This is a genomic window from Streptomyces hoynatensis (genome assembly GCF_003626535.1).
GTDB classification, from domain to species: Bacteria; Actinomycetota; Actinomycetes; order Streptomycetales; family Streptomycetaceae; genus Streptomyces; species Streptomyces hoynatensis.
The window spans coordinates 112,513-137,435 of the sequence record NZ_RBAL01000012.1 but is presented as its reverse complement, the minus strand read 5'-3'; the positions used below and the strand labels follow the sequence as shown (position 1 = coordinate 137,435).

The window sequence follows — 24,923 nt, the reverse complement described above, 5'->3', positions numbered from 1 at the left end:
GGGCCCCGCCGCCTTTCTGTGTTTTCTGCTTCTTCTCGGCTGCTTTTCTGCTGCTTTTCTGCTTCCTTTCTGCTTCCTTTCTGGGTTTTCCGTGAACGCCGCCGGTTACCGCGGTTCCCCCGCCCGCGCCCGGGCGGCGGGCAGCGCGGCCAGGCACGCCGCGGCGGCGGGCAGGGCGTAGGCGGAGGCCGGGGCGCCCGGCAGGCGATCGGCGGCCCAGCCGGCCGCGGCCGAGCCGAGCGAGGAGCCGGTGAGGATCGCGGTCACCGCCCAGGTCATGCCCTCGTTGTCGCGGCCCCGCGGGGTGCGGGCCAGGACCAGGGACATGCCGCTGATCATCGTCGGCGCCGTGGCGAGGCCCGCCAGCAGGAGCGCCGGGGTGAGGACCGCGAGGCTGCCGGCCTGGGCGGCGAGCGCGGTGGCGGCCACCGCCGGCGCCATCGCCGCGGCGCAGGAGGTCAGGCGGGCGCCGGCGGTGCCGTAGACGCCGAAGACGAGGCCCGCCACGGCCGAGCCCGCGGCCTGCACGGCGAGCACGGTGCCCGCGAGCGCCTGCTGCCCGTGCGCGTCGGCGAAGGCGAGCGTCGCCACCTGGAGCGAGCCGAAGACGACCCCGGTGCAGGCGAAGGCCGCGAGCAGCGGGCCCAGGGCCCGTGCGGGCGAGGGGCCGCCCCGGGCGGGCGCGGGAGGGCAGGGCGGGGGCTCGGTGTCCCGGCGCGCGGCGAACAGGGACACCCCGCCCACCAGCAGCAGGCAGCCCGCCACCGTGCCGGCCTCCGGGGCCACCGCCGTGCACAGGAGGGCCGCGAGCGCCGGGCCGCACAGGTAGCACAGCTCGTCCAGGGCCTGCTCGAAGGAGGTGGCCGCGTGCCGGGCCGCCTCGTCCCCGGCGAGCAGGTGTGCCCAGCGGGCCCGCGCCATGCCGCCGGTGTTCGGGGTGGCCGCCGACGGCAGGGCGCAGCAGAGGAAGGCCCAGGTCGGGGCGCCGGCCCAGGCGCACAGCACGAGGCCGAAGTGCCCGGCCGCGCACAGGGCGGCGGCCCCGGGCGCCACCCGCCCCTGGCCGCGGCGGTCGGTCAGCCTGGCCACCAGCGGGCCCGCCACCGCCGAGGCCGCGAGGGAGGTGGCCACCACGGCGCCGGCGAGCGCGTACGAGCCGCCGCGGGCGGTGATCATGAGCACCGCGGCCACCGGGAACATGCCCATCGGCAGCCGGCCCACCGCGTTCGGCAGGGCGAAGGCCAGGGCGCCAGGGACGGCGAAGAGCCGCAGGTAGGGCGCGGCCCAGCGCGGCGGGCTCCGGCGCGGCCGCGGCCCCGGGGGGCGGGGCGGGGGCGCGGCGGCGATGAGGCGGTCCCCGCACAGGGCGAGCAGGGGCGGCGGCGCGGGCGGCGCGGCGCACGAGGGCAACGAAGGCGACGAGGGGGGCGAGGGCATGCCCCTTACGCTGCGGGCCGGCCGGGCGCGGCGTCCAACACCTGTCGTGACCGGATTCACGCACCAGGGCGGTGAATCGGCCCCTGCCGGGCGGGGAGGGCGGCTGGGAGAATGCGGCCGTGCGCCGCGACACCGACCCCCGCCTGCTGCGCGCGTTCGTGGCCGTGGCCGAGGAGCTGCACTTCACCCGTGCCGCCGCCCGGCTGTTCGTCGCCCAGCAGGCCCTCAGCCGCGACATCGGGCGCCTGGAGCGGGAGTGGGGGACCGCGCTGTTCGCCAGGAGCACCAGGCACGTGCGCCTCACCCCCGAGGGGGAGCGGCTGCTGCCGTACGTCAGGCGGCTGCTCGCGGCCTGTGACGAGCTGCGCGACGCGGTGGGGGAGGGCGGCGAGCGGCCCCTCGTGGTGGACGTGGCCGGGCCGGTGACCACCGGGCAGCGGGTGCTCGCGGAGGCCAGGCGCACGGCCCCGGGGCTGGAGTTCGTGGCCCGTTTCCACAGCGGCCTGGCCGGGGCCGCGGCCGAGATCGCCGGGGGCCGGGTGGACGTGTCCTTCGGCCGCGTCGCGGGGCTGGCGCCGGCGCTGCGCGCCGGGCTCGCGCACCGGCTGATCCGCTACGAGCGGGTCGCGGTGCTGCTGCCGGGCGACCACCCGCTGGCCGCGCGGGAGACGGTGCCGCTGTCCGCGCTCGCCGGGGAGACCCTGTACGCGGGGGCGGGCAATCAGGAGACCACCGAGTGGACCGACTACGCGCGGTGCCTGTTCGCGGGGCGCGGCATCCGGCTGGCGGCGCCGTTCCCGAAGATCGAGGGGGAGGCGGAGTTCGTCCGCGTGGTGCGCGGGCGTGGCTGGTGGGTGCTGGCGAGCGAGGAGTTCGTCGGCGTGCCGGGGATGGCGCTGCGCCGGCTGACCGATCCGGTGCCGCTCTCGCCGGTGTCCCTGGTGTGGCGGCGCGGGCTACGGCACCCGGGGCTCGCGGCGCTGACCCGGGCGGCGCTCGGGCTCGCCGGCGCGGAGGGCTGGCTGGGCCGGCCGCCTGGGCACTGGCTGCCGGAGGCCGACCGGCAGCTTGCGGACGCGAACGAAGACGGCGGCGGGCAGCTCAGGAGAGCCAGCCCAGCTGGGTCGCCCGCACCCCGGCCTGGAAGCGGTTCGCCGCCTGCAGGCGCTCCATCAGCTGGGCCACCGTCCGGCTGACCGAGCGCTGGGAGATCCCGAGCCGCCCGGCGATCTCCTCGTTGGTCCTGCCCGAGGCCATCAGCAACAGCACCTGCCGCTCGGTGCCCGTGGGGCCCTGCGCGGTGGGGCGTTCCTCCTCGGGAAAGGGGGTGCTCTGCGCCCAGCAGTGCGCGAAGAGCTGGCCGAGGAAGCTGAGGACCGAGGGGTCGCGCACGATCGAGACGCCGGCCTGCGGGTCCTTCGGGTCCAGCGGCAGCAGCGCGCACTCCCCGTCGTAGATTTGCATCCGCGAGGGCAGGATGCCGGTGCAGCGCACGTGTGCGCCTGCCCCGCTGAGGGCGTCCATGTACTGGGCGGTGGCCCGGTGCCTGCGGGCGCTGTGCAGGAAGACGGCGTGGATCTCCACCCCGCGCGACCTGAGTTCGAGATCCAGGGGGAGCGCCGCGCGGATGCCGGCCTCGCTCTGCCCGCCGCCCGAGATCAGGACGTGCAGGGTCGAGACGCAGGTGCGTACCAGGTCGTCGATGACGGCGCGGATGTTGTCGATGCCCTCGACGATCTCGATGCTGCTCTTGGCCGAGCGCATGCTGCGGGCCTCCAGGTAGTCCCCGGAGAGGGTGTGCAGCCGCTCGCGGGTCGCGGCCATCGCGATCCGGCGCTGGAGGATGTCGCGCTCCATGGGCGCGATGAGGGTCTCGGCGGCGCTCTCCGGGCTGATCGCGACCCAGCCCCCGCTGGGCGAGCGCTGGATGAGCCCGAGCGTGGCGAGCTTGTCCTCCGCCTCGGAGACCTGCTCGCGGCTCAGCCCGGCCCGGCTCGCCAACTGGCTGGCCAGGTCGGTGGGATGGGTGACGCGCAGCTGGTAGACGCGTACCGCCGCCGCGTCGAGTTCGGTGGCGAGCGGGTCCGTCACCGGGGCAACCTCCTCCGTCCCTTCCGTGTTCCCGGGCGCGGCGCGCCCCCGGCCCTCCCGGCTCGCCTCCCCCGCGTCCGGCGCCCGGCCGGCGGGGCCGTCCGCGCCGGTCAGGACAGCCAGCCGTTCAGCGCGGCCCGCACCCCGGCCTGGAAACGGCTCTCCGCCGCCAGCCGTTCCATCAGCCGGGCCACGATCCGGCTCACCGAGCGGGGCGACATGCCCAGCTGGTGGGCGATGGCCTCGTCCTTCTTGCCGGCCGCCATGAGGACGAGGACGTCCTTCTCCACCCCCGTCGGCTCGGGACCGGCCTTCTGCTCGTCCTCGGCGAAGTCGAGGCCGAGGTCCCAGCAGTGCTCGAACAGCTGCTGGAGGAAGTTGAGCACCGCGGGGTCGCGGACCAGGGCGGCGCCCGCCGCCGCCTGCTGCGGGTCCAGCGGCAGCACCGCGCAGCTGCGGTCGTAGATGAGCATGCTGGCCGGGAGCACGCTGGCCGTGCGCACCTGGGCGCCGGCCGAGACCAGCTGCTCCGCGTACTGCACGACGGCCCGGTTGGTGCGCACCGCCTGCTGGAACAACTGCCGTTTGCGCACGCCGCGTTCGAGCGTCTTCAGGTCGAGCGGGAGGGCCGCGCGGATCGCGTCCTCGGTGGGGCGGCCGGGGTTCAGGGCGTCGATGGAGGTGGCGCAGGTGCGGTCGAGGTCGTCGATGACGGCGCGGATGTTGTCGATGCCCTGGACGACCTCGATGCTGCTCTTGGCCGAGCGCATGCTGCGGGCCTCCAGGTAGTCCCCGGAGAGCGCGTGCAGCCTGGCCCTGGCCGCCGCCATCGCGATCCGCCGCTGGAGGATGTCCTGTTCAAGCGGCGCGAGCAGGGCGTCGGCCGCGCTTTCCGGGCTGATTGCCACCCGGCCGCCCCCGGGGGAACTGCGCAGCAGTCCCAGCGCGAAAAGGCGGGTCTCCGCGGCCGTGACCTCCTCCGGCGTCAATCCCGAACGCACCGCGATCTGTTCGACGGATTCTGTGGGATGGATCACGCGAAGGCGATACACTCGGGTGGCCGCTGCGTCTATTTCGCCGGATTCGTGCACGCTCTTCTTCCTTGAACGACATCAGCCAGCCCCTTGGCGTCAACCTGACAGGCGAGATGATGCCACAGCGTCTCCCTCGACTTCGTCGTGAAAGCTCGTGAGCATGATTGGGCCAGCATGCCACTCATGTTCGTCTATGTGGACACGGAAGAGGGAACCCGTGAAGAAGTTCGTTCTCAGCCTGACCGCCGCACTCCTTCTTACGGCGGCCTCGGCCGGTGTCGCCTCCGCGCAGGGGACCGACTCCGCGGCCGTGGACGAGTCCCCCGCGGTGACCACCACCAGCCTGTGGTACTGAGCCCGGCACGTACACACGACGAAGGGTGACGAGGGGTGAGGAGGCGCCACGATGTCCCCGCAGACTCCGCTGGCGGTCCTGCTCAGCCCGCGTCTTTCGGTCGTCGAGGCGGCTCGCAGGGTCGGCGCACGCAGTCTCGTTCTCGCGCCTGACCTCTCGCGGCCCGGCATCCGGGAGGCCGCCGTGGCGGCCGACGAGGCCCTCACCGTCGACTGGCGGGACCACCCGCGGTTGATGATGGCCATCGGCCACCTCGCCAACCTCCCGGCGCGAGCGGCGGTGTTCGGTTTCACCGAGACCGCGGCGCTCATCGCCGCCCGGGCGAACGAGGCCCTGCGATTCCCCGGCAACCCCCATGCGGCCGTCGCGTACCTCACGGACAAGGCGGCCTTGCGCGGCAAGGTCAATCTGCTCACCGGTGCCCCCGTCCGGTTCGAGCACTGCGACCGAGCCGCGCACCTGGAAGCTGTCGCCGAGCGCGTCGGCTTCCCGTGCGTGGCCAAACCACGCACCGGCGCCGGCGGCCAGGACGTGCATCTGCTGCGTGACGCGGCGGACGCGGCGCGCCTGGCCGCCGAGCTGCCCCCGGAACCCGCCCTGATCGTCGAGGAGTTCCTCGACGGGCCCGAGTACAGCGTGGAGGCGCATTCGAGGGCGGGCGTCCACACGGTCCTGGCGCTCACCAGGAAGTACAGCACCTGCGTCACCGGGTGCCGCACCGACGGCTACGACGTGCCCGCCGAGCTCGACCCGGCGACCACGGAGGAGATCCACCGGCTCGTCGACGCGACGCTCAACACCGCGGGACAGCGCAGCGGGCCCTCGCAGACCGAGGTCGTCCTCACCTCGCAGGGGCCCAGGCTGATCGAGTCGCACGCCCACCCGGGCGCCGACTGCATCAGCGACCTGCTGCTGATGACCACCGGGACCGACCTCCCGGCCCTCAGCATCGCCAGCGCGCTCGAACTGCCCCTGCCCACGCCCGTCCCCGGGCACGGCTACGCGGGCATCCGCTTCCTCCACCTGCCGCCCGGCCTGCTCACGGCCGTGGACGGGGTGGCCGAGGCGCGGGCGCTTCCCGGGGTGCGGGCCGCCGAGGTCACCGTTCCGATCGGGAGCCATGTTCCGGAGGCCACCAGCCGGGTCGCCGGACATGGCTACGTCACCGCGGTGGCGGACAGCCCCCAGGAGCTGGAGGCACTGCTCCGCAAGGCGCTGGACACGCTGCGCCCCGTGGTGGTGCCCGAGCCCTCAGCCGACTCACCGCCCGAGGCCGCCGCGCGCCCGAAGGAGGAGGAGCACACTGCCGCCTGAGCTGTTCCCCGTGCTGGTTCCGCCAGGGACCCCGGCCCCACGGACAGATCTGCTCCTCCCGCTCGGCCCCGCCCCCGCCCCCGCCTCCGCCCGTCAGGGGACACCCCAAGGGACGGCACTCCAAGGGCCCCTCAAGGGGAAGGACCGCCGCTCAGGCCCCGGCCGCACGTCCTCCTCCCGGCCTTCCCCCCGGCCCGCGGGCTACTACGTGCTGGAACGCAGGGACGCCCTGGGCGGCGTCCAGCAGCGCGGCGTGCTCGGCGCGCTGAGCCTGCGCGGCGTGGACAGCGGGCACGTGCTGCGCCACCAGCGGGTGGCCGAGGCCGGGGTCAGGCACCACACGCGGCTGCTCCAGGAGAGCGGCGGCACTCCCGAGCCGCTGCTGCTGGCCGCCCCGGACCTCGGGGCCTTCCAGGAGTGCATCGACCAGACCATCAAGGGCGGGCCCGCCGACCTGGTGCAGCCCACGCCCGAGGGCGGGCTCCAGCTGCTGTGGGCCTGCGACCTGGCCTGGACGGCAGGCCCCCCGGCCCTCTCCCCGGTGCTGCTCGCCGACGGGCACCACCGCCTCGAGGCCGCGCGGCGGCTGCGGCGGGCGCGGCCGGAGGCGATGGCCGACCGGATTCCGGCGCTCGTGGTGGACCACAGGCGCTACCCCCTCACCCTCTCGGCCACCCACCGCGTGGTGCCCGGCCTGGACGCCGGGCGGGCGGCCAGGGCCGCGGCGCGCATCGCCCGGGTGACCGAGCTGCCGCCCGGCGCGTTTCCCGCGCCACGCCCCGGCGCGTTCCTGCTCGCCGGCGCCGGCCGCACCTGGGAGCTCTCCGAGGTCTCCCCGGCCGCCATGGCGGGGCGGCTGCGCTCGCTGCCCGCCGAATGGGTGGAGCTGCCGACCGCGATCTGCGACCACGTGCTGGTGCCCGCGCTGTGCGAGGACCAGGGCATCGAGGCGGAACTCCGCTACACCAGCGGCCTGCCGGCGCCTGGGGAGTCCGGGATCGTGCTGCCGCCGCCGACCTGGGACCAGATCTGGGCCGGGGCGGCCAGCGGCACCGGGATGCCGGCCAAGAGCACCAGCCTGGGCCCGGCCCCCCTGCCGGGCCCGCTGCACCTCCTACGCGGGTAGCGGCCCCGGGCCCGCGCCTTCCGCCCGCTCCCGGCGGGAAGCCGGAACGCTCCCGGTGGGAAGCCGGAACGCTCACGGCCGGGCGGGGCCCCGGGTGAGAGCAAGGTTTCGCCCGTGTCACGTCCCAAAGCCGCGCCGAAACCTGGGCTGCCTACCTTCGGACGGCACGAGGACGCCCCACCCCAGGGAGGACGCCATGCCAGCGCAGAGCCCAGCCGGAAGCAGCCCCGCCCGCCGCGGCGGGCGCTGGATAACCGAGTGGGACCCCGAGGACGAGGAGTTCTGGGCCCGCTCGGGCGAACGGATCGCGCGCCGCAACCTGGTGTGCTCGATCCTCTGCGAGCACATCGGCTTCTCCGTGTGGACCCTGTGGTCGGTGCTGGTGCTCTTCATGGGGCCCGAGTACGGCATCGACGCGGCGGGCAAGTTCTTCCTCGTCTCGGTGGCCACCCTGGTCGGCTCCCTCGTCAGGGTGCCCTACACCTTCGCCGTGGCCAGGTTCGGCGGGCGGAACTGGACCGTCGTCTCCGCCTCGCTGCTCCTGCTGCCGATCGCCGCGGCCTGGCTGGTGATGGAGCCGGGCACGAGCTACGGCACGTTCCTGCTGGTCTCCGTCCTCACCGGGGTCGGCGGCGGGAACTTCGCCTCCTCCATGACCAACATCAACTCCTTCTTCCCGCTGCGCCGCAAGGGCTGGGCGCTCGGCCTCAACGCCGGCGGCGGGAACATCGGCGTCGCCGTCATCCAGCTCGCCGGGCTGCTGGTGATCGCCGCCGCGGGCGAGGGCCACCCCCGCGTGCTGCTCGCCTGCTACGCGCCGCTGATCGTCCTGGCCGCCTGCCTCGCCTGGCGCTACATGGACAACCTGGCACCCGTCACCAACGACATCGGCGCCGCCGCCGAGTCCGCCCGCGACGCGCACACCTGGATCATGTCCTTCCTGTACGTGGGGACCTTCGGCTCGTTCATCGGCTACAGCTTCGCCTTCGGCCTCGTGCTGCAGAACCAGTTCGACCGCACCCCGCTCGAGGCCGCGTCGATCACCTTCCTCGGGCCGCTGCTCGGCTCGCTGGTCAGGCCGCTCGGCGGGCTGCTCGCCGACCGCAGGGGCGGCGCGCGGATCACGCTGTGGACCTTCGCGGGCATGGCCGCGGCCACCGGGGTGGTGCTCCTCGCCTCGGCGATCGAGTCCCTGCCGGTCTTCCTGGCCGGCTTCGGCGCCCTGTTCGTCCTCAGCGGCCTCGGCAACGGCTCGACCTACAAGATGATCCCCGGCATCTACCACGCCAAGGCCACGGCCAGGGGACTGGCCGGCGAGGAGGCGGCGGCCTACGGGCGGCGGCTGTCCGGGGCGGCCATCGGCCTGATCGGCGCGGTCGGGGCGCTCGGCGGCCTCGGCATCAACCTCGCCTTCCGGCAGTCCTTCCTCGCCACCGGCTCGGGGGCCGGCGCCTTCTGGGCCTTCCTCGGCTGCTACGCCGCCTGCATGGCGGTGACCTGGTTCGTATACCTGCGCGGCCGGGCCGCGGCCCCCGTCCCGGGGGCGGCGCCCGCGGCGGCGGGCGGCGGCCGGGCGAGTGGCGCCGCCGCGGCGGACGGGGCCGAAGGGCGGCCCCGCGCCTACTCGGAGGTGTGAGCGGCGGGGCCCGGCCCGGGCACGTTCCCTGTAACGCCGGGGAAACCAGGGAGAACCTGGGGCGTCATGCCACATTGACACCATTGCGCCAGCCGGCGACGAGCCGGCGCGCGAACCATCGACCGAGCGATCGACCGAACCACAGACCGAACCATCGACGAGCCGCCGTGCCCCAAGCGCGCCGGGGAGCGGGCCACCCCGCGCCGCGGCGCGCTTCCTGGGGCGCGCGCGGCCTTGCGGACCACAGGGAAGCCCGAGGGCGGGCGGAGCGGATGCGGTAATGCACGACCAGACCCGGCAGCAGGCGCTCGACATCAGGCCACTGGACGGATTCACCGTCGGCGTCACCGCCGCGCGGCGCGCCGACGAGCTGGCCGCCCTGCTGCGCCGCCGCGGGGCCGAGGTGCTGCTCGCCCCCGCGCTGCGGATCGTCCCGCTCTCCGACGACCACCGGCTGCTGGCCGCCACCCGCGACCTCATCGGCAACGCGCCCGACGTCGTCGTGGCCACCACCGCCATCGGCTTCCGCGGCTGGATCGCGGCGGCCGAGGGATGGGGGCTCGGCGAGGACCTGCTCGCCACCCTCGCCACCGCCAGGCTGCTGGCCCGCGGGCCCAAGGTGCGGGGCGCGATCCGGGCGGCCGGGCTGACCGAGAGCTGGTCGCCCGCCTCCGAGTCGATGGCCGAGGTGCTGCAGCGGCTGCTCGACGAGGGGGTGCGCGGCCGGCGGGTCGCCCTCCAGCTGCACGGCGAGCCGCTGCCCGGCTTCATCGAGGCGCTGGGCGAGGCGGGCGCCGAGGTGATCGCCGTGCCCGTGTACCGGTGGATGCCGCCGGAGGACCTGGCGCCGGTCGACCGGCTGCTCGACGCGGTCCTGGCGCGCGGCGTGGACGCGGTGACGTTCACCAGCGCCCCGGCCGCGCACTCCCTGCTGCGGCGGGCCGGGGAGCGCGGGATGCGCGAGGAGTTCACCGCCGCCCTCGGCAGGCACGTGCTGGCCGCCTGCGTCGGGCCGGTCACCGCCCTGCCGCTCCAGGCCCAGGACGTGCCGACCAGGCAGCCGGAACGCTTCCGGCTCGGCCCGCTGGTGCAGCTGCTGTGCCGGGAGCTGCCGGCCGGGTCCCGGCCGCTGCCGGTGGCCGGGCACCGGCTTGAGATCCGCGGGCACGCGGTGGTGATGGACGGGCTGCTGCGCCCGGTCCCCCCGGCGGGCATGGCCCTGCTGCGCGCCCTCGCCCAGCGCCCCGGGTGGGTGGTGCCCCGGGCCGAGCTGCTGCGTTCCCTGCCCGGGGCGGGCCGCGACGAGCACGCCGTGGAGACGGCGATGGCCAGGCTGCGCGGCGCCCTCGGCTCGCCCAGGCTGATCCAGACGGTGGTCAAGCGCGGCTACCGCCTGGCCCTCGACCCCACCACGGACACGAGCAAGTACGCCGGGTGACCGGCGCACGCTCCCGGCCCCCGCCCCGGCCCGGCGCCCGCCGGGAGCGCGGGTGGCGGCGCGCGGCCGGCCGCCGACTCGCGTACGGTGGAGCGCTGCGTTTGCGCTGCCGAGAGCAAGAGGGGGCACAGCCGTGGACGTGCGGGAGCGGGAGATCCGGGCCGAGCAGCGGCACCTCGACGCCGTCTACCGGCGGCTGGCCGAGAAGATCGACGAGGCCGAGTACCTGGTGGCGGACGCCGCCAGCAGGGTGCAGGTCGGCACCCCTGGGGCCCTCGCCGAGCGCGACGCCCAGGTGTTCCGGGCCGGGCTGCACCTGTCGCGCCTGAACAAGGAGTTCGAGGACTTCCTCTTCGGCCGCATCGACCTGCTCCGCGGCAAGGACGGCGTGCGCGGCCCCGACGGCGCCTACACCTCCGTCGAGCCCGCCGAGGACGCGGTGCGCGAGGAGCCCGACGGCACGCGGGTCGCCGAGATCGCCGAGACCCTGCACATCGGCCGCCTCGGCGTGCTCGACGCCGACTACGTGCCCCTCGTCATCGACTGGCGGGCCCCGGCCGCGGCGCCGTTCTACCGGGCCACGCCGGTGGCGCCCGGACGGGTGGTGCGCCGCCGCGTCATCCGCAGCAGGGGCCGCCGGGTGCTCGGCGTGGAGGACGACCTGCTGCGGCCCCGGGTGCGCGCCCTGCTGGAGGGGGCGGAGCTGCCGGTGGTCGGCGACGGGGCGCTGCTCGCCGCGCTCGGCCGGGCCCGCGGCCACCGGATGAACGACATCGTCGCCTCGATCCAGGCCGAGCAGGACGAGGTCATCAGGGCCCCCGCCGGCTCGGTCACCGAGGTGGCGGGCGGCCCCGGCACCGGCAAGACCGCGGTCGCCCTGCACCGCGCGGCCTACCTGCTCTACCAGGACCGCAGGCGCTACGCGGGCGGCATCCTCGTGGTCAGCCCCACCCCGCTGCTCGTCGCCTACACCGAGGGGGTGCTGCCCTCGCTCGGCGAGGAGGGGCAGGTCGTCATCAGGGCGCTCGGCTCCCTCGCCGAGGGCGTGACGGCCGACGCGTACGACGACCAGGAGGTGGCCGCGATCAAGGGCTCGGCCGCCATGGCCCGGGTGCTCGCCCGGGCCGCGCGCGCCGCCCTGGAGACGGCGGACGCGCCCCAGCGGCTGCGCGTGGTCGCCTTCGGCGGCCGGGTCGAGCTGGACGCCGCCGAGCTCGCCGCCGTGCGCAGGCAGGCGCTGGGCGGCACCGCCCCGGTCAACCTGCTGCGCCCGCGCGCCAGGCGGCTGCTCCTGGACGCGCTGTGGGAGAAGTCCGGCGCGCCGCGGCGTTACCAGGAGCCCGAGTTCGCGGCCGAGGCGCGGGAGGCCTTCGACGAGGACATCGCGGGCGAGGACGCGTTCGCCGCCTTCCTCGATGCCTGGTGGCCCGAGCTGACGCCGCTGGCGGTGCTGCGGTCGATGGCCGACGAGCAGCGCCTCGGGCGCCTCGCCCGCCGCCTGCTGCGGCCGCGCGAGGCGCGCCGCCTCGCCCGCTCGCTGCGCCGCGTCACCCCGCGGGGCGGCGGTCTCTCCGCGCACGACGTGGCGCTGCTCGACGAGCTGCGGGTGCTGCTCGGCACCCCGGCGCGGCCCGCCGCCCCCCGCGAGGCCGACCCGCTGGACCAGCTCACCGGACTCGCGGAGCTGACCACCTACGCCGAACGCCAGGCCGGGGGCCGGGAGCGCCGCACGGCGGCGGCCGAGCCCGGGGAGCGGGCCGACTACGCGCACATCATCGTCGACGAGGCCCAGGACCTCACGCCGATGCAGTGGCGCATGGTCGGCAGGCGCGGGCGCCGGGCCACCTGGACGATCGTCGGGGACCCGGCGCAGAGTTCGTGGTCGGCGCCGGAGGAGGCGGCGGCCGAGCAGCGGGCCGCGCTGGGCGGCAAGCCGCGCCGCCGTTTCGAGCTGACGGTCAACTACCGCAACCCGGCCGAGATCGCGCGGGTCGCGGACGGGGTGCTGGCCCGGGCGATGCCCGGGGCGCGCCCGCCGCGGGCCGTGCGCACCACCGGCGTCGAGCCCGCCTTCGCCGCCGCGGCGACCGAGGAGGAACTGGCGGACGCGGTGCGCGCGGAGGCCGCCCGGCTGCTGGCCGAGGTCGAGGGCACGGTCGGGGTCGTGGTGGCGATGGCCCGCCGGGAACGCGCCGGGCAGTGGCTCGCGGAGGCCGGCGAGCGCCTGGTGGTGCTGGGCAGCCTGGAGGCGAAGGGCCTGGAGTACGACGCCACGCTGGTGGTCTGCCCTGGCGAGATCGCCGGGGAGTCCCCGGCCGGGATGCGGGTGCTGTACGTGGCGCTGACCAGGGCGACCCAGCGCCTCACCGTGCTCTCCGGGCCCGCGGACGAGCCGGACGCCGCCGGGGTGCCCGCCGCCCTGCGGGCGTGAGACGGCACCCTCCGTCACCGGCGGTCCCGGCCGGATGAGGGGCCGGTGAGGCCGGAGACGCGTGCGGTTGACCGGCGTGCCCAGTGCGGTAGCCTGGAGGTGGCATCGGCCCGTTCCATGCCCCCGGGCCCAACCATTGTCGCTTCGAGCGACCACTTGCCGCGAGGCGAGCTGGCGGGTCGATGCCCCTCTTTCTTCCCCCTGCTTCCCGCCTCCGGCTTCCGCTGCTTCCCGCCTCCGGCTCCCGGTTGTTCCCCCCTTCCGGCTCCCGGGCTTCTGCCGGGGCCGCCGCGCGGGGGCCGCATTCCCGTCCGTTCTCTGGGCGTTCCTCCAGCGTTCTCCGGCTCTGTGCCCTCCTGTGGCGTCCCGACTTTCACCGTGACGTGTGTCTCTCGTATGGTGACAAGGTTTTCGGGGGGCGTTTTCTGGAAAGCGAAGGAAGTTCGGCCATGGCAACGGCGCCCAGTGTCTCGTACTCGATGACCGTGCGGCTTGAAGTCCCGGTCAGCGGTACCGCGGTCAGTCAGCTCACCACCGTGGTCGAGTCCTCGGGTGGCTCGGTCACCGGGCTCGACGTGACGGCGTCCGGGCACGAGAAGCTGCGCATCGACGTCACCATCGCCGCCAGTTCCACGGCGCACGCCGAGGAGATCGTCGCCAAGCTCCGCGGCATCGAGGGGGTCGCCCTCGGAAAGGTCTCCGACCGGACCTTCCTCATGCACCTCGGCGGCAAGATCGAGATGAAGTCCAAGCACCCGATTCGCAACCGTGACGATCTGTCGATGATTTACACCCCGGGCGTCGCCCGGGTGTGCACCCAGATCGCCGCGCACCCCGAGGACGCGCGCCGGCTGACGATCAAACGCAACAGCGTGGCCGTGGTCACCGACGGCTCCGCCGTGCTCGGCCTGGGCAACATCGGCCCGCACGCCGCGCTTCCGGTGATGGAGGGCAAGGCCGCGCTGTTCAAGCGGTTCGCCGGCATCGACGCCTGGCCGCTGTGCCTGGACACCCAGGACACCGACGCCATCGTGGAGATCGTCAAGGCCATCGCGCCCGGCTTCGCGGGGATCAACCTGGAGGACATCTCCGCGCCCCGCTGCTTCGAGATCGAGGCCAGGCTGCGCGAGGCCCTGGACATCCCGGTGTTCCACGACGACCAGCACGGCACCGCGATCGTCGTGCTGGCCGCCCTGCACAACGCGCTCCGCGTGGTCGGGAAGGAACTCGGCGCGGTGCGCGTGGTGATGTCGGGCGCCGGGGCCGCGGGCACCGCCATCCTGAAACTCCTGATCGAGGCCGGCGTCAAGCACGTGGTGGTGGCCGACATCCACGGCGTGGTGCACGCCGCCAGGCCCGACCTGGTGGACGCCGACGGGGACTCGCCGCTGCGCTGGATCGCCGACAACACCAACCCGGAGGGCGTCACCGGCACGCTGGCCGAGGCGATCGTGGGCGCCGACGTGTTCGTCGGGGTCTCCGCCCCCGACGTGCTGACCGCGCAGAACGTGGCCGCGATGGCGGACGGCGCCATCGTCTTCGCCCTCGCGAACCCCGACCCGGAGATCGACCCGGCCGTCGCCCGGCAGACCGCCGCCGTGGTCGCCACCGGGCGCTCCGACTTCCCCAACCAGATCAACAACGTGCTCGTGTTCCCCGGCGTGTTCCGCGGGTTGCTCGATGCGCAGTCGCGAACGGTGAGTCCCGCGATGATGCTGGCCGCGGCCCGCGCGCTGGCCGACGTGGTCGCGGAGGGGGAGCTGAACGCCAACTACATCGTGCCCAGCGTCTTCAACGAAAAGGTTTCCGGTGCGGTGGCCGGGGCGGTGCGCGAGGCGGCGCAGGCGGTGCAGGCCGCCCGGGCCGCCGCGGGCGGCGCCGGGGACGCGCCGGCGGTCTGAGGGGCGCCGGGGGGCCCGCGCGGGCGGCGAGTCGGTTGCCGGGCCCGTGCGGCCGCCCCTTAGGGTGACCGGGAGGCAAGCCTCGGGCGCTCTTCGTGTGACCCAACGGGTGCCGGATTGGCCTTCGCGCCACTCGTGAGGGCAGGATGCGTACCCGGGCGCGAGGGGCCCAGGAAGCAGGCCCCGTTCCGGGGACTGTCAGTGGGCCCTGGCAGCATCGGCTTCGATCTCACGCCTCATTGGCAAGTTGAACACGGGAGTACGAAATATGAACCGCAGTGAGCTGGTGGCCGCTCTGTCCGAGCGCGCCGAGGTGACCCGGAAGGACGCCGACGCGGTGCTGGCAGCCCTGGCCGAGACCGTCGGGGAGGTCGTTGCCAAGGGGGACGAGAAGGTCACCATTCCCGGCTTCCTGACCTTCGAGCGGACCCACCGCGCCGCTCGCACCGCGCGCAACCCGCAGACCGGCGAGCCGATCCAGATCCCGGCCGGATACAGCGTCAAGGTCTCCGCGGGCTCGAAGCTGAAGGAGTCGGCCCGGGGCAACTGACGCCCCGCGCACAGTCGTCACAGGGGCGGCCCTCCCGGGAGGGCCGCCCCCTTCGCGTCCACGCCGCCGTCGCGCCGCCGCGCCTTCACCTCGCCGGCAACCCGGCGTTCACGCCGCCGTCACGCCGGGCGGCGCTCCCGCGCCGAGGGCACCTCGACCTTGGCGCCGAGCCCCTCCAGCTTGGCCACGAAGTTCTCGTAGCCGCGGTTGATCAGCCCGATGCCGTGCACCCGCGAGGGTCCCTGGGCCGCGAGCGCCGCGATCAGGTAGGAGAACCCGCCGCGCAGGTCGGGGATGACCAGGTCGGCGCCCTGGAGCGTGGTCGGTCCCGAGACCACCGCCGAGTGCAGGAAGTTGCGCTGGCCGAACCGGCAGGGCGTGCCGCCGAGGCACTCGCGGTAGACCTGGATGTGCGCCCCCATCTGGTTCAGGGCGCTGGTGAAGCCGAGCCGCGACTCGTAGACGGTCTCGTGCACGATCGAAAGGCCGGAGGCCTGCGTCAGCGCGACCACCAGCGGCTGCTGCCAGTCCGTCTGGAAGCCGGGGTGCACGTCGGTCTCCAGCGCGATGGCGTTCAGCGGGCCGCCCGGGTGCCAGAAGCGGATGCCGGCGTCGTCGATGTCGAACGCCCCGCCCACCTTCCGGTACACGTTCAGGAAGGTCATCATCTCCCGCTGCCTGGCGCCCCGCACGTAGACGCTGCCCTTGGTCGCCAGGGCCGCGCTCGCCCACGAGGCCGCCTCCAGGCGGTCGGGAAGCGCCCGGTGGGTGTAGCCGCCGAGCCGGTCGACCCCGGTGATCCTGATGGTGCGGTCGGTGTCCATCGAGATGATCGCGCCCATCTTCTGCAGCACGCAGATGAGGTCCTCGATCTCCGGCTCGACGGCCGCGTTCGTCAACTCGGTGACGCCCTCGGCGAGCACGGCCGTCAGCAGCACCTGCTCCGTGGAGCCCACCGAGGGGTAGGGCAGCCTGATCCGGCAGCCGCGCAGCCGCTGCGGGGCCTCCAGGTACTGGCCGTCGGCCCGCTTGTCGATCGTGGCGCCGAACTTGCGCAGCACGTCGAAGTGGAAGTCCACCGGCCTGCCGCCGATGTCGCAGCCGCCGAGGCCCGGGATGAACGCGTGCCCGAGCCGGTGCAGCAGCGGGCCGCAGAAGAGGATCGGGATGCGGGAGGACCCGGCGTGCGCGTCGATGTCGGCCACGTTCGCGCTTTCCACGTGCGAGGGGTCGAGCACGAGCTCGCCCGGCTCCTCGCCGCTGCGCACGGTGACCCCGTGCAACTGCAGCAGGCCGCGCACCACGCGCACGTCGCGGATGTCGGGGACGTTGCGCAGCCTGCTCGGCGAACTCCCGAGCAGCGCGGCCACCATCGCCTTGGGCACCAGGTTCTTGGCCCCGCGGACCTTGATCTCCCCTTCGATCGGGGTGCCACCGTGGACAAGCAGTACATCGTCATTCATGACGGTTCCAGGTGTGTGTGCCGGCGGACGGTTCATCGGACTCGCGTGCTGCGGGACGGGCGGCCGGGCGCACCCGCGTTCCGGCTTCGCATGCTAGTCGGCCATCGTATGACCGGCCGCCCGCCGTGCCGGACTGTGGCACGACCGGAACAGACCGGCACAGACCGGCCCTCCCCAGCGCCCGCGGGATGCGGAATCATGGCCGCATGACCGAGGCGTCCTCGCTCACCGGGCGGCTGCTGGTGGCCACCCCGGCACTGTCCGACCCGAACTTCGACCGCGCCGTGGTGCTGCTCCTCGACCACGACCACGACGGTGCCCTCGGGGTGGTCCTCAACCGCCCCACGCCCGTCGGCGTGTCCGAGGTGCTCGAACCCTGGGCCGCCCTCGCCGGAGAGCCGGGCGTGGTCTTCCAGGGCGGGCCCGTGGCCCTGGACGCGGCCCTCGCGCTCGCCGTCGTGCCCGGCGCGGGACCGCTCGGCTGGCGGCGGGTGCACGGCTCGATCGGCCTGGTCGACCTGGAGGCGCCGCCCGAGGTGCTGGCGGCCGAGGTCGGCTCGCTGCGGATCTTCGCCGGATACGCGGGCTGGGGCCCCAAGCAGCTGGAACGCGAGCTGGACGAGGGCGCCTGGTACGTCGTGGACTCCGAGCCCGGCGACGTCTCGGTGCCCGCGCCCGAGCGGTTGTGGCGGGCCGTGCTGCGCCGCCAGCGCGGGAGCCTGGCCTTGCTCGCGACGTACCCGGACGACCCGTCGCTCAACTAGTCTTGGGGGGCATGAGCACTCTCGAGCCCGAACGCGGAGCGGGCACCGGCACCGTCGTCGAACCCGCACCGCAGACCACGCACGGCGACGGCGATCACGAGCGCTTCGCCCACTATGTCCAGAAGGACAAGATCATGGCCAGCGCGCTGGAGGGCACCCCCGTCGTCGCCCTCTGCGGCAAGGTCTGGGTGCCGGGGCGCGACCCCAAGAAGTACCCGGTGTGCCCCACCTGCAAGGAGATCTACGAATCCATGGGCTCCTTCGGCGGCGGCAGGGACAAGGGCGGCGACAAGTAGCCCCGCGGGGGGCCGGCCGGCGCCCCGGAAGCGTGGCCCGTCTCCCCTCCCGCGGCGCTGTGCGGGTGCCCTGATCGTGTGAGCGGCGGGCGGCACCCGGGCACGTCGCGGCTGCCCCCGCCTCCCCTGTCCATGGCCGGTGACGGGCCGGTGACGGCACCGGCAAACCCCGGCGTCTGCGGCGCCGGAATCTATGCCAGAGTTGCCACGTCCTCGCCGCGAGCACGTACCGTACGGCTCGGCAGCCGGGACTTCCGGAAAGGGGCAGCTGGATTGAGCACGCACGCACCGCACGCACCGGACTCCGCGCGGCTGGTCGCGCTCCCGGCCACCCTGGACGAGGCCGTCGCCGCCCTGGCGGCGGAGCCGGCGGCGGTGCCCGTCGCGGGCGGCACCGACCTGATGGCGGCGGTCAACGCGGGCCTGCTGCGGCCCGCGGCCCTGGTGGGCCTCGGGCGCCTCGCCGAACTCCGTGGCTGGGCGTACCAGGACGGTCACGCACTGCTCGGCGCCTGCCTCACCCACTCCAGAATGAGCCGCCCCGACTTCGCCGCGCTGATCCCCGCGCTCGCGGCGGCCGCGCGTTCCGCCGGGCCGCCGCAGGTGCGCAACGCCGGCACCCTGGGCGGCAACATCATCTCCGCCGCCCCCTTCGGGGACACGCTGCCGGTGCTCGCCGCCCTGGAGGCGACGCTGCTGGTCGCGGGCCCGGAGGGCGAGGGCCGCCAGATCCCCGTCAGCCACCTCCTGGCCGGGCGCGACCGGCTGCAGCCTGGCGAGCTCCTCGCGCACGTGCGGGTGCCGCTGCTGCACGCCCCGCAGACCTTCCTCAAGGCCACCAGCCGCACCGGGCCCGCCAGGGCCCAGGCCTCGGTGGCCGTGGTGCTCGACCCGGTGCGCCGCGAGGTGCGCTGCGCGGTCGGCGCCGTCGCCCCCATGCCGCTGCGCCCGCTCGACGCGGAGCGCTGGGTGGCCTCCCTGGTCGACTGGGACGGCGAACGGGGGCTCGCCCCCGAGGTGCTGACCGCCTTCGGCGACTATGTCGGGATGGCCTGCATCCCCGATCCGCAGCCCGCGGGCGAGGGCGGCGAACCTCCGCAACTCCCGCCCGCCGTACTGCACATGAGGCGTACGGTGGCAACACTGGCCCGCCGTGGACTCGGAAGGGCTCTCGCATGAGCAACGACCAGCAGCCCCAAGGCGGCTTCCCGGGCGGGGACTTTCCCGGAGACTTCCCCCCGGACGCCTCGGGCGACCTGCCCCCCCGCTTCGCCGGCCAGGACCCGAACGCCCCGGGTCCGCAGGGGGGCTGGGGCGGGGAGTACGACTCGGACACCACCGCCTTCATAGAGCTGCCGAGCGGTTACTCCCAGGAGCCGGGCAGCGAGCCGCTGGCCGCGCCGGGGCACGGGTACGAGCCGCCCGTCATCGGGGAGCCCACGGTGGCCCCCGCCACGCCGGGGGCCACCACCGACCCGGGCGCCACCGGCCAGTGGACGATGCCCTTCGCCTTCGGCGCGGCCCCCCCGCCCGCCTCCAGGCCCGCCGCCTCCCGGGCCGCCGCCATGGGCCAGGGCGCCGCCGCGCTCTCCGGGGGCGCCCGCCGCCCGCTGGGCGCCGGACCCGCCGAGCCGGCCGGGCACGAGGCCGCCGGAGGCGGGTTGGCGCCGGTGACCGAGGCCGAGCCGCCCGGGCCCTGGTCCCTGCCCCCGGCCGGCGAGCCGCACCCCGTCGAGGCGGCCGAGCCGCGCGAGGCCGCCGCCCACCTCCTGGGGGCGGCCGCCGCGGAGGAGACCAGGGAGGGCGCGCCCGGCGGGTTCGTCCCGCGCCGCGCCGAGCCGGAGGACCACGCCGCCCAGGCGCCCGGGATCGCGCTGCCCGCGCAGGCCGCCGCCGAGGGGGAGGCCGCGGACGGGCCGGCGCCCGCGCCCAGCCGCAGCGACCACCCCGAGGTCTCCTACGTGCTGCGGGTCAACGGGGTGGACCGGCCCGTCTCCGGCGCCTGGATCGGGGAGTCCCTGCTCTACGTGCTGCGCGAGCGGCTCGGCCTGGCCGGCGCCAAGGACGGCTGCGCCCAGGGCGAGTGCGGCTCCTGCTCGGTCCAGGTCGACGGCCGCCTGGTCGCCGCCTGCCTGGTGCCGGCCGCGACCGCGGCGGGCGCCGAGATCCGCACCGTGGAGGGGCTCGGCACCGAGGGCGTCCCCTCCGACGTGCAGCGGGCGCTGGCCGCCACCCCGGTGCAGTGCGGCTTCTGCCTGCCGGGGATGGCCATGACCGTGCACGACCTGCTGGAGGGCAACCACGCCCCCACCGAACTCGAGACCCGCACGGCGCTCAGCGGGAACCTCTGCCGCTGCACCGGCTACCGCGGCGTCCTCGACGCCGTCCGCCGGGTCGTCGAGGAACGCGCGGAGGCCGCGGCCCGCGCCGCGGAGGGCGGGCCGCCGCCGCAGGGCGAGCACCCCGCCCCGCGCATTCCCCACCAGGCCGGTCCCCCCGCCGGAGGCATGTGATGACAGACACCGCAGGACCGGCAGCCGTCACCGTGACCCCCGCCGGGGCCGGGGCAGGCCCCGGCGCCGCCCCGGGGGAACGGCACCGGCCGCACGGCCTCGGCAGCTCCCTGCCGGCGGCCGACGCGGAGACCAAGGCGCTCGGCACCTACCCGTACACCGCCGACCTGTGGGCCGAGGGCCTGCTGTGGGCCGCGGTGCTGCGCTCCCCGCACCCGCACGCCAGGATCAAGCGGATCGACACCTCGGCCGCCGCCGCGATGCCGGGGGTGCGGGCCGTGGTCACGCACGAGGACGTCGCGGGGGAGGCGGGGCTGGGCCGCAGGCCGGGCGCGCGGCCCGCGTTCGCCGCGGAGGTGGTCCGCCACCACGGGGAGCCGGTGGCCGCGGTGGCCGCCGACCACCCGGAGACCGCGCGGCTGGCCGCCGCGGCCGTCGTCGTCGAGTACGAGGTCCTCGACCCGGTCACCGATCCGGAGAAGTCCTTCGAGGCGGCCCCGCTGCACCCCGAGGGCAACCTGATCCGGCACATCCCGCTGCGCCACGGCGACCCGGGGGCCGCCGGCGAGGTCGTCGTCGAGGGCCTGTACCGGGTCGGCCGCCAGGACCCGGCCCCGATCGGGGCGGAGGCGGTGCTGGCCGTGCCGCGCCCGGACGGCGGGGTGGAGATCTACACCGCGAGCACCGACCCGCACGCCGACCGCGACCGGATCGCGGCCTGCCTCGGGCTCACCGAGGAGCAGGTCAAGGTGTACGTCACGGGCGTCCCCGGGGCGCTCGGCGACCGGGAGGACCTGAGCTTCCAGCTGCCGCTCGCGCTGCTGGCGATCCACACCGGCAGCCCGGTCAAGCTCACCGCCACCCGCGAGGAGTCCTTCCTGGGCCACGGCCACCGGCACCCGACGCTGCTGCGTTACGCGCACCACGCGGACCGCGAGGGCAAGTTGATCAAGGTCGAGGCGCAGCTGCTGATGGACGCGGGCGCCTACGCGGAGGACGCCTCGGAGGCGCTGGCCGCCGCCGTGTCCTTCGCCGCCGGCCCCTACGTGGTGCCCAACGCCGTGATCGACGGCTGGGCGGTGCGCACCAACAACCCGCCCTCCGGCTACCTGCGCGGCGAGGGCGCGATGCAGGTGTGCGCGGCCTACGAGGGGCAGATGGACAAGCTGGCGGCCAGGCTCGGCATCGACCCGGCCGAACTGCGCGCGCGCAACGTGCTGGCCACCGGCGACGCGCTGCCCACCGGCCAGACGGTCACCTGCCCGGCGCCGGTGGCGCAGCTGCTTGAGGCCGTCAGGTCCGCGCCGATGCCGGCGCTGCCCAAGGACGGTCCGGTGGAGGACTGGCTGCTGCCCGGCGGCCCCGACGGCGCGGGGGAGCCGGGCGCGGTGCGCCGCGGCGTGGGCTACGCGCTCGGCATGGTGCACCAGCTGGGCGCCGAGGGCACCGACGAGGTGTCCACGGCGACGGTCAAGGTGGACGGCACGGCGGAGGGCACGGTGGCCACCGTGCTGTGCGCCGCCGTGGAGACCGGGCAGGGCTTCGCCACCCTGGCCAGGCAGATCGTGCAGGAGGTCCTGGGCGTGGAGGACGTGCAGGTGGCGCCCGTGGACACCGACCAGCCGCCGGCCGGGCCCGGCGGTCGCGGGCGGCACACCTGGGTCTCGGCGGGGGCGGTGGAGCGCGCGGCCAAGATGGTGCGCACGCAGCTCCTCCAGCCGCTGGCCACGAAGTTCGGGATGTCCGTCGAGCTGCTGAGCATCGCGGACGGCAAGATCACCTCCTACGACGGGGTGCTCAGCACCACGGTGGCCGAGGCCCTGGAGGGCAAGGAGCTGTGGGCAACGGCGCAGTGCCGCCCCCACCCCACGGAACGGCTGAACGAGACCGGGCAGGGCGACGCGTTCGTCGGCCTCTCCTTCGCCGCGGTGCGGGCCGTGGTCGACGTGGACGTGGAACTCGGCGCGGTCCGGGTGGTGGAGATGGCCATCGCCCAGGACGTCGGCCGGGTGCTCAACCCGCGGCAGCTGCGGGCCAGGATCGAGGCGGGCGTCATCCAGGGGGTGGGCGCCGCCCTGACCGAGCACCTGCGGGTGGCGCGGGGGGTGGTCAGGCGCCCCGACCTCTCGGGCTACGCGCTGCCGACCGCGCTCGACGCCCCCGAGGTGCGGATCGTGAAGCTGGCCGAGGAGCGGGACGTGGTCGCGCCGTTCGGCGCCAAGTCGGCGGGCGCGGTGCCGGTGGTCGTCTCCCCGGCGGCGGTGGCCGCCGCGGTGCGGGCGGCGACCGGGCGCCCGGTCAACCGGCTGCCGATCCGGCCGCAGAGCGCCGTCGGCGCGCCGTAACTCCCCGCGGGCACGCGGCGGTTCGCCCGTGCCTTCGGCCCGGCCCGCCGTCGGCGGCCCGTCGCTCCCCGCGGGCGCGCCGTGGTGCGCCGCTCTGCGTTCGGCCGCGTGGCGCCGGAGTTCGGCCTGCGGCGCGTTGGCGTTGCGTGACTAGGCGCGGGGGCCGGGGCGTGGGGGGCGGCCGGCCCGCGGTGCCGGCTGGGTACGCTGAACGGGCCCGCCCGTCAGCCGACCCCGCGTGGAGACCGTGACCACCACCTCCTCTTCCTCGCCCACTTCGGCCTCGTCCCACCTCTCTCCCGCCTTCCCCGGCCGTGCCCCCTGGGGCACGGCGGGAAAGCTGCGCGCCTGGCAGCAGGCCGCGATGGAGGAGTACCTGCGGCGGCAGCCACGGGACTTCCTCGCCGTGGCCACGCCGGGCGCGGGCAAGACGACGTTCGCGCTCACCCTCGCCTCCTGGCTGCTGCACCACCACGTGGTCCAGCAGGTGACGGTCGTCGCCCCCACCGAGCACCTCAAGTCGCAGTGGGCCGAGGCCGCCGCGCGGATAGGGATCAGGCTCGACCCCGACTACAGCGCGGGGCCCCTGGCCCGCGACTACCACGGGGTGGCCGTCACCTACGCCGGCGTCGGGGTGCGGCCGATGCTGCACCGCAACCGCTGCGAGCAGCGCAAGACGCTGGTGATCCTCGACGAGATCCACCACGCGGGCGACTCGCGGTCCTGGGGCGAGGCCTGCCTGGAGGCCTTCGAACCGGCCACCAGGCGGCTGGCGTTGACGGGCACGCCCTTCCGCTCCGACACCAACCCGATCCCGTTCGTCTCCTACGCGGAGGGCGCCGACGGCATCAGGCGCTCGGTGGCCGACTACACCTACGGCTATGGCAACGCGCTCGCCGACGGGGTCGTCCGCCCGGTGATCTTCCTCTCCTACAGCGGCAGCATGCGCTGGCGCACCAGGGCGGGCGACGAGGTGGCCGCCAGGCTCGGCGAGCCGATGACCAAGGACGCCACCTCCCAGGCGTGGCGGACCGCGCTCGATCCGGCGGGGGAGTGGATGCCGGCCGTGCTCGGGGCCGCCGACCGGCGGCTGACCGAGGTGCGCCGCTCCATCCACGACGCCGGCGGCCTGGTGATCGCCAGCGACCAGGACTCGGCGCGGGCCTACGCCAAGCTGATCCGCGAGATCACCGGGACCCGGGCCACCCTCGTGCTCTCCGACGACGGCGGGGCCTCGGGGCGCATCGAGGAGTTCCGCGGCTCGGACGACAGGTGGCTGGTCGCGGTCAGGATGGTGTCGGAGGGCGTGGACGTGCCGCGGCTGGCCGTCGGGGTCTACGCCACCACCATCGCCACGCCGCTGTTCTTCGCGCAGGCGGTGGGCCGCTTCGTGCGCTCCAGGCGCCGCGGCGAGACCGCCTCGGTCTTCCTGCCGACGATCCCCTCGCTGCTCGGCTTCGCGCACGAGCTCGAACTCGAACGCGACCACGTGCTGGACAAGCCGAAGAAGGGCGGGGAGGAGGACCCGTACGCCGAGGAGGCCGGGCTGCTCCGGGAGGCGGAGCGGGAGCGGGACGAGCCGGACGGGGAGGGCGGCGAGGAGCAACTCCCGTTCGAGGCCCTGGAGTCGGTCGCCGTGTTCGACCGGGTGATGTACGACGGCGCCGAGTTCGGGATGCAGGCGCACCCCGGCAGCGAGGAGGAGCAGGACTACCTCGGCATTCCCGGCCTGCTCGAACCCGACCAGGTGCAGCTGCTGCTCCAGCGCCGCCAGGCGCGGCAGCTCGCCCACAGCCGCAGGAAGCCGGACCAGGAGGCCGACCTGCTTGAGCTGCCCGCGGACCGGCGGCCCGTGGTCAGCCACAAGGAGCTGATGGAGCTGCGCCGCGAGCTCAACTCGCTGGTCGGCGCGTACGCCCACCAGTCCGGCAAGCCACACGGCGTCATCCACACCGAGCTGCGCCGCACCTGCGGCGGCCCGGCGACGGCCGAGGCGACGGCGGGGCAGCTGCGCCAGCGCGTCGCGAAGGTCAGGGAGTGGGCCACCCGGATCCGCTGAGCCGCGGGCGCCTGCCCCCACCCGTCCGCGGCCCCAACGCGGCCCGCGCCGGGGCGCGTTGGGGCACTCGTGGGGCGGATCGGCGGGCGGCGCGCGGGGAATGCGCCGGGGCGTGTGGGGGAGGTGCCGGGGCGCGCGGGGGCGCGTGATGCGGGTCCGGGGGGCGGGCC

At 75.3% G+C, this 24,923-nt stretch carries 18 protein-coding genes and 1 pseudogene; 15 read left to right on the top strand and 4 right to left on the bottom strand.

What is annotated here, in order from left to right:
• Window positions 1-105: 105 nt before the first annotated feature.
• The gene (locus D7294_RS20525) at window positions 106-1,437 is read right to left on the bottom strand and encodes an MFS transporter (RefSeq protein ID WP_174248400.1); all 1,332 of its coding nucleotides are present in this window, start codon (window positions 1,435-1,437) and stop codon (window positions 106-108) included.
• A gap of 119 nt (window positions 1,438-1,556) precedes the next feature.
• On the opposite strand from D7294_RS20525, the gene D7294_RS20520 reads away from it, so the two are divergent.
• Window positions 1,557-2,633, top strand: a complete 1,077-nt coding sequence (locus D7294_RS20520; RefSeq protein ID WP_120682001.1) for a LysR family transcriptional regulator — start codon at window positions 1,557-1,559, stop codon at window positions 2,631-2,633.
• Here the strand turns inward: D7294_RS20520 and D7294_RS20515 are convergent.
• Together D7294_RS20515 and D7294_RS20510 are read right to left on the bottom strand one after the other, a co-directional pair.
• Window positions 2,539-3,528 carry a helix-turn-helix transcriptional regulator gene (locus D7294_RS20515; RefSeq protein WP_120681886.1) on the bottom strand — a complete coding sequence of 330 codons (990 nt, stop codon included), beginning with the start codon at window positions 3,526-3,528 and terminating at the stop codon, window positions 2,539-2,541. The genes D7294_RS20520 and D7294_RS20515 overlap by 95 nt on opposite strands.
• Window positions 3,529-3,638: 110 nt before the next feature.
• Window positions 3,639-4,565: a helix-turn-helix transcriptional regulator gene (locus D7294_RS20510; RefSeq protein ID WP_120681884.1), complete on the bottom strand. Its 927-nt coding sequence runs from the start codon at window positions 4,563-4,565 to the stop codon at window positions 3,639-3,641.
• A gap of 214 nt (window positions 4,566-4,779) precedes the next feature.
• Between D7294_RS20510 and D7294_RS32030 the strand changes: the two genes are divergently transcribed.
• From D7294_RS32030 to D7294_RS20470, 8 genes are all read left to right on the top strand, one after another.
• Window positions 4,780-4,917 carry a hypothetical protein gene (locus D7294_RS32030; RefSeq protein ID WP_158674665.1) on the top strand — a complete coding sequence of 46 codons (138 nt, stop codon included), beginning with the start codon at window positions 4,780-4,782 and terminating at the stop codon, window positions 4,915-4,917.
• Between the two features lie 51 nt (window positions 4,918-4,968).
• Complete coding sequence (locus tag D7294_RS20505; RefSeq protein WP_120681882.1) at window positions 4,969-6,231, top strand: ATP-grasp domain-containing protein; 1,263 nt, start codon at window positions 4,969-4,971, stop codon at window positions 6,229-6,231.
• A gap of 208 nt (window positions 6,232-6,439) precedes the next feature.
• Entirely contained in the window at window positions 6,440-7,357 is a 918-nt protein-coding gene (locus tag D7294_RS20500) for a DUF1015 family protein (RefSeq protein WP_158674664.1), read from the top strand.
• Window positions 7,358-7,553: 196 nt separating this feature from the next.
• Window positions 7,554-8,993: a nitrate/nitrite transporter gene (locus tag D7294_RS20495; RefSeq protein ID WP_120681878.1), complete on the top strand. Its 1,440-nt coding sequence runs from the start codon at window positions 7,554-7,556 to the stop codon at window positions 8,991-8,993.
• Window positions 8,994-9,273: 280 nt separating this feature from the next.
• On the top strand, window positions 9,274-10,431 hold the full coding sequence (locus D7294_RS20490; RefSeq protein WP_120681876.1) for a uroporphyrinogen-III synthase: 1,158 nt from the start codon (window positions 9,274-9,276) through the stop codon (window positions 10,429-10,431).
• A 133-nt stretch (window positions 10,432-10,564) separates the two neighbouring features.
• The gene (locus D7294_RS20485) at window positions 10,565-12,862 is read left to right on the top strand and encodes a HelD family protein (protein WP_174248399.1); all 2,298 of its coding nucleotides are present in this window, start codon (window positions 10,565-10,567) and stop codon (window positions 12,860-12,862) included.
• 449 nt (window positions 12,863-13,311) lie between these two features.
• The gene (locus tag D7294_RS20480) at window positions 13,312-14,763 is read left to right on the top strand and encodes an NAD-dependent malic enzyme (RefSeq protein WP_120681874.1); all 1,452 of its coding nucleotides are present in this window, start codon (window positions 13,312-13,314) and stop codon (window positions 14,761-14,763) included.
• Between the two features lie 268 nt (window positions 14,764-15,031).
• A complete protein-coding gene (locus tag D7294_RS20470; protein WP_120681872.1) occupies window positions 15,032-15,313 on the top strand; it encodes an HU family DNA-binding protein in 282 nt (93 codons plus the stop codon).
• A gap of 119 nt (window positions 15,314-15,432) precedes the next feature.
• On the opposite strand, the gene murA is transcribed toward D7294_RS20470, so the two are convergent.
• Entirely contained in the window at window positions 15,433-16,776 is a 1,344-nt protein-coding gene (gene murA / locus D7294_RS20465) for a UDP-N-acetylglucosamine 1-carboxyvinyltransferase (protein WP_120681870.1), read from the bottom strand.
• Window positions 16,777-16,982: 206 nt separating this feature from the next.
• Here murA and D7294_RS20460 point away from each other — a divergent pair, with 206 nt between their 5' ends.
• The 6 genes and pseudogenes from D7294_RS20460 (at window position 16,983) to D7294_RS20435 (ending at window position 24,753) form a co-directional block, all read left to right on the top strand.
• Complete coding sequence (locus D7294_RS20460; protein ID WP_120681868.1) at window positions 16,983-17,540, top strand: YqgE/AlgH family protein; 558 nt, start codon at window positions 16,983-16,985, stop codon at window positions 17,538-17,540.
• Between the two features lie 11 nt (window positions 17,541-17,551).
• Entirely contained in the window at window positions 17,552-17,836 is a 285-nt protein-coding gene (locus D7294_RS20455) for a DUF3039 domain-containing protein (protein WP_120681866.1), read from the top strand.
• Window positions 17,837-18,109: 273 nt separating this feature from the next.
• The gene (locus D7294_RS20450; RefSeq protein WP_174248398.1) at window positions 18,110-19,015 is read left to right on the top strand and encodes an FAD binding domain-containing protein; all 906 of its coding nucleotides are present in this window, start codon (window positions 18,110-18,112) and stop codon (window positions 19,013-19,015) included.
• Between the two features lie 530 nt (window positions 19,016-19,545).
• Window positions 19,546-20,349, top strand: a pseudogene (locus D7294_RS34000) ((2Fe-2S)-binding protein); the annotation flags it as partial.
• On the top strand, window positions 20,349-22,694 hold the full coding sequence (locus D7294_RS20440) for a xanthine dehydrogenase family protein molybdopterin-binding subunit (protein ID WP_120681861.1): 2,346 nt from the start codon (window positions 20,349-20,351) through the stop codon (window positions 22,692-22,694). The pseudogene D7294_RS34000 and the gene D7294_RS20440, both read left to right, overlap by 1 nt.
• A gap of 247 nt (window positions 22,695-22,941) precedes the next feature.
• The gene (locus D7294_RS20435; protein ID WP_120681997.1) at window positions 22,942-24,753 is read left to right on the top strand and encodes a DEAD/DEAH box helicase; all 1,812 of its coding nucleotides are present in this window, start codon (window positions 22,942-22,944) and stop codon (window positions 24,751-24,753) included.
• Window positions 24,754-24,923: the final 170 nt, after the last annotated feature.

Bases quoted from the DNA above. Each gene is read 5' to 3' on its own strand.
- D7294_RS20455 (WP_120681866.1), top strand. From the start codon at position 17,552: ATGAGCACTCTCGAGCCCGAACGCGGAGCGGGCACCGGCACCGTCGTC.
- D7294_RS20525 (WP_174248400.1), bottom strand. From the start codon at position 1,437: ATGCCCTCGCCCCCCTCGTCGCCTTCGTTGCCCTCGTGCGCCGCGCCG.
- D7294_RS20440 (WP_120681861.1), top strand. From the start codon at position 20,349: ATGACAGACACCGCAGGACCGGCAGCCGTCACCGTGACCCCCGCCGGG.
- D7294_RS20505 (WP_120681882.1), top strand. From the start codon at position 4,969: ATGTCCCCGCAGACTCCGCTGGCGGTCCTGCTCAGCCCGCGTCTTTCG.
- murA (WP_120681870.1), bottom strand. From the start codon at position 16,776: ATGAATGACGATGTACTGCTTGTCCACGGTGGCACCCCGATCGAAGGG.
- D7294_RS20480 (WP_120681874.1), top strand. From the start codon at position 13,312: ATGGCAACGGCGCCCAGTGTCTCGTACTCGATGACCGTGCGGCTTGAA.
- D7294_RS20490 (WP_120681876.1), top strand. From the start codon at position 9,274: ATGCACGACCAGACCCGGCAGCAGGCGCTCGACATCAGGCCACTGGAC.
- D7294_RS20495 (WP_120681878.1), top strand. From the start codon at position 7,554: ATGCCAGCGCAGAGCCCAGCCGGAAGCAGCCCCGCCCGCCGCGGCGGG.
- D7294_RS20460 (WP_120681868.1), top strand. From the start codon at position 16,983: ATGACCGAGGCGTCCTCGCTCACCGGGCGGCTGCTGGTGGCCACCCCG.
- D7294_RS20470 (WP_120681872.1), top strand. From the start codon at position 15,032: ATGAACCGCAGTGAGCTGGTGGCCGCTCTGTCCGAGCGCGCCGAGGTG.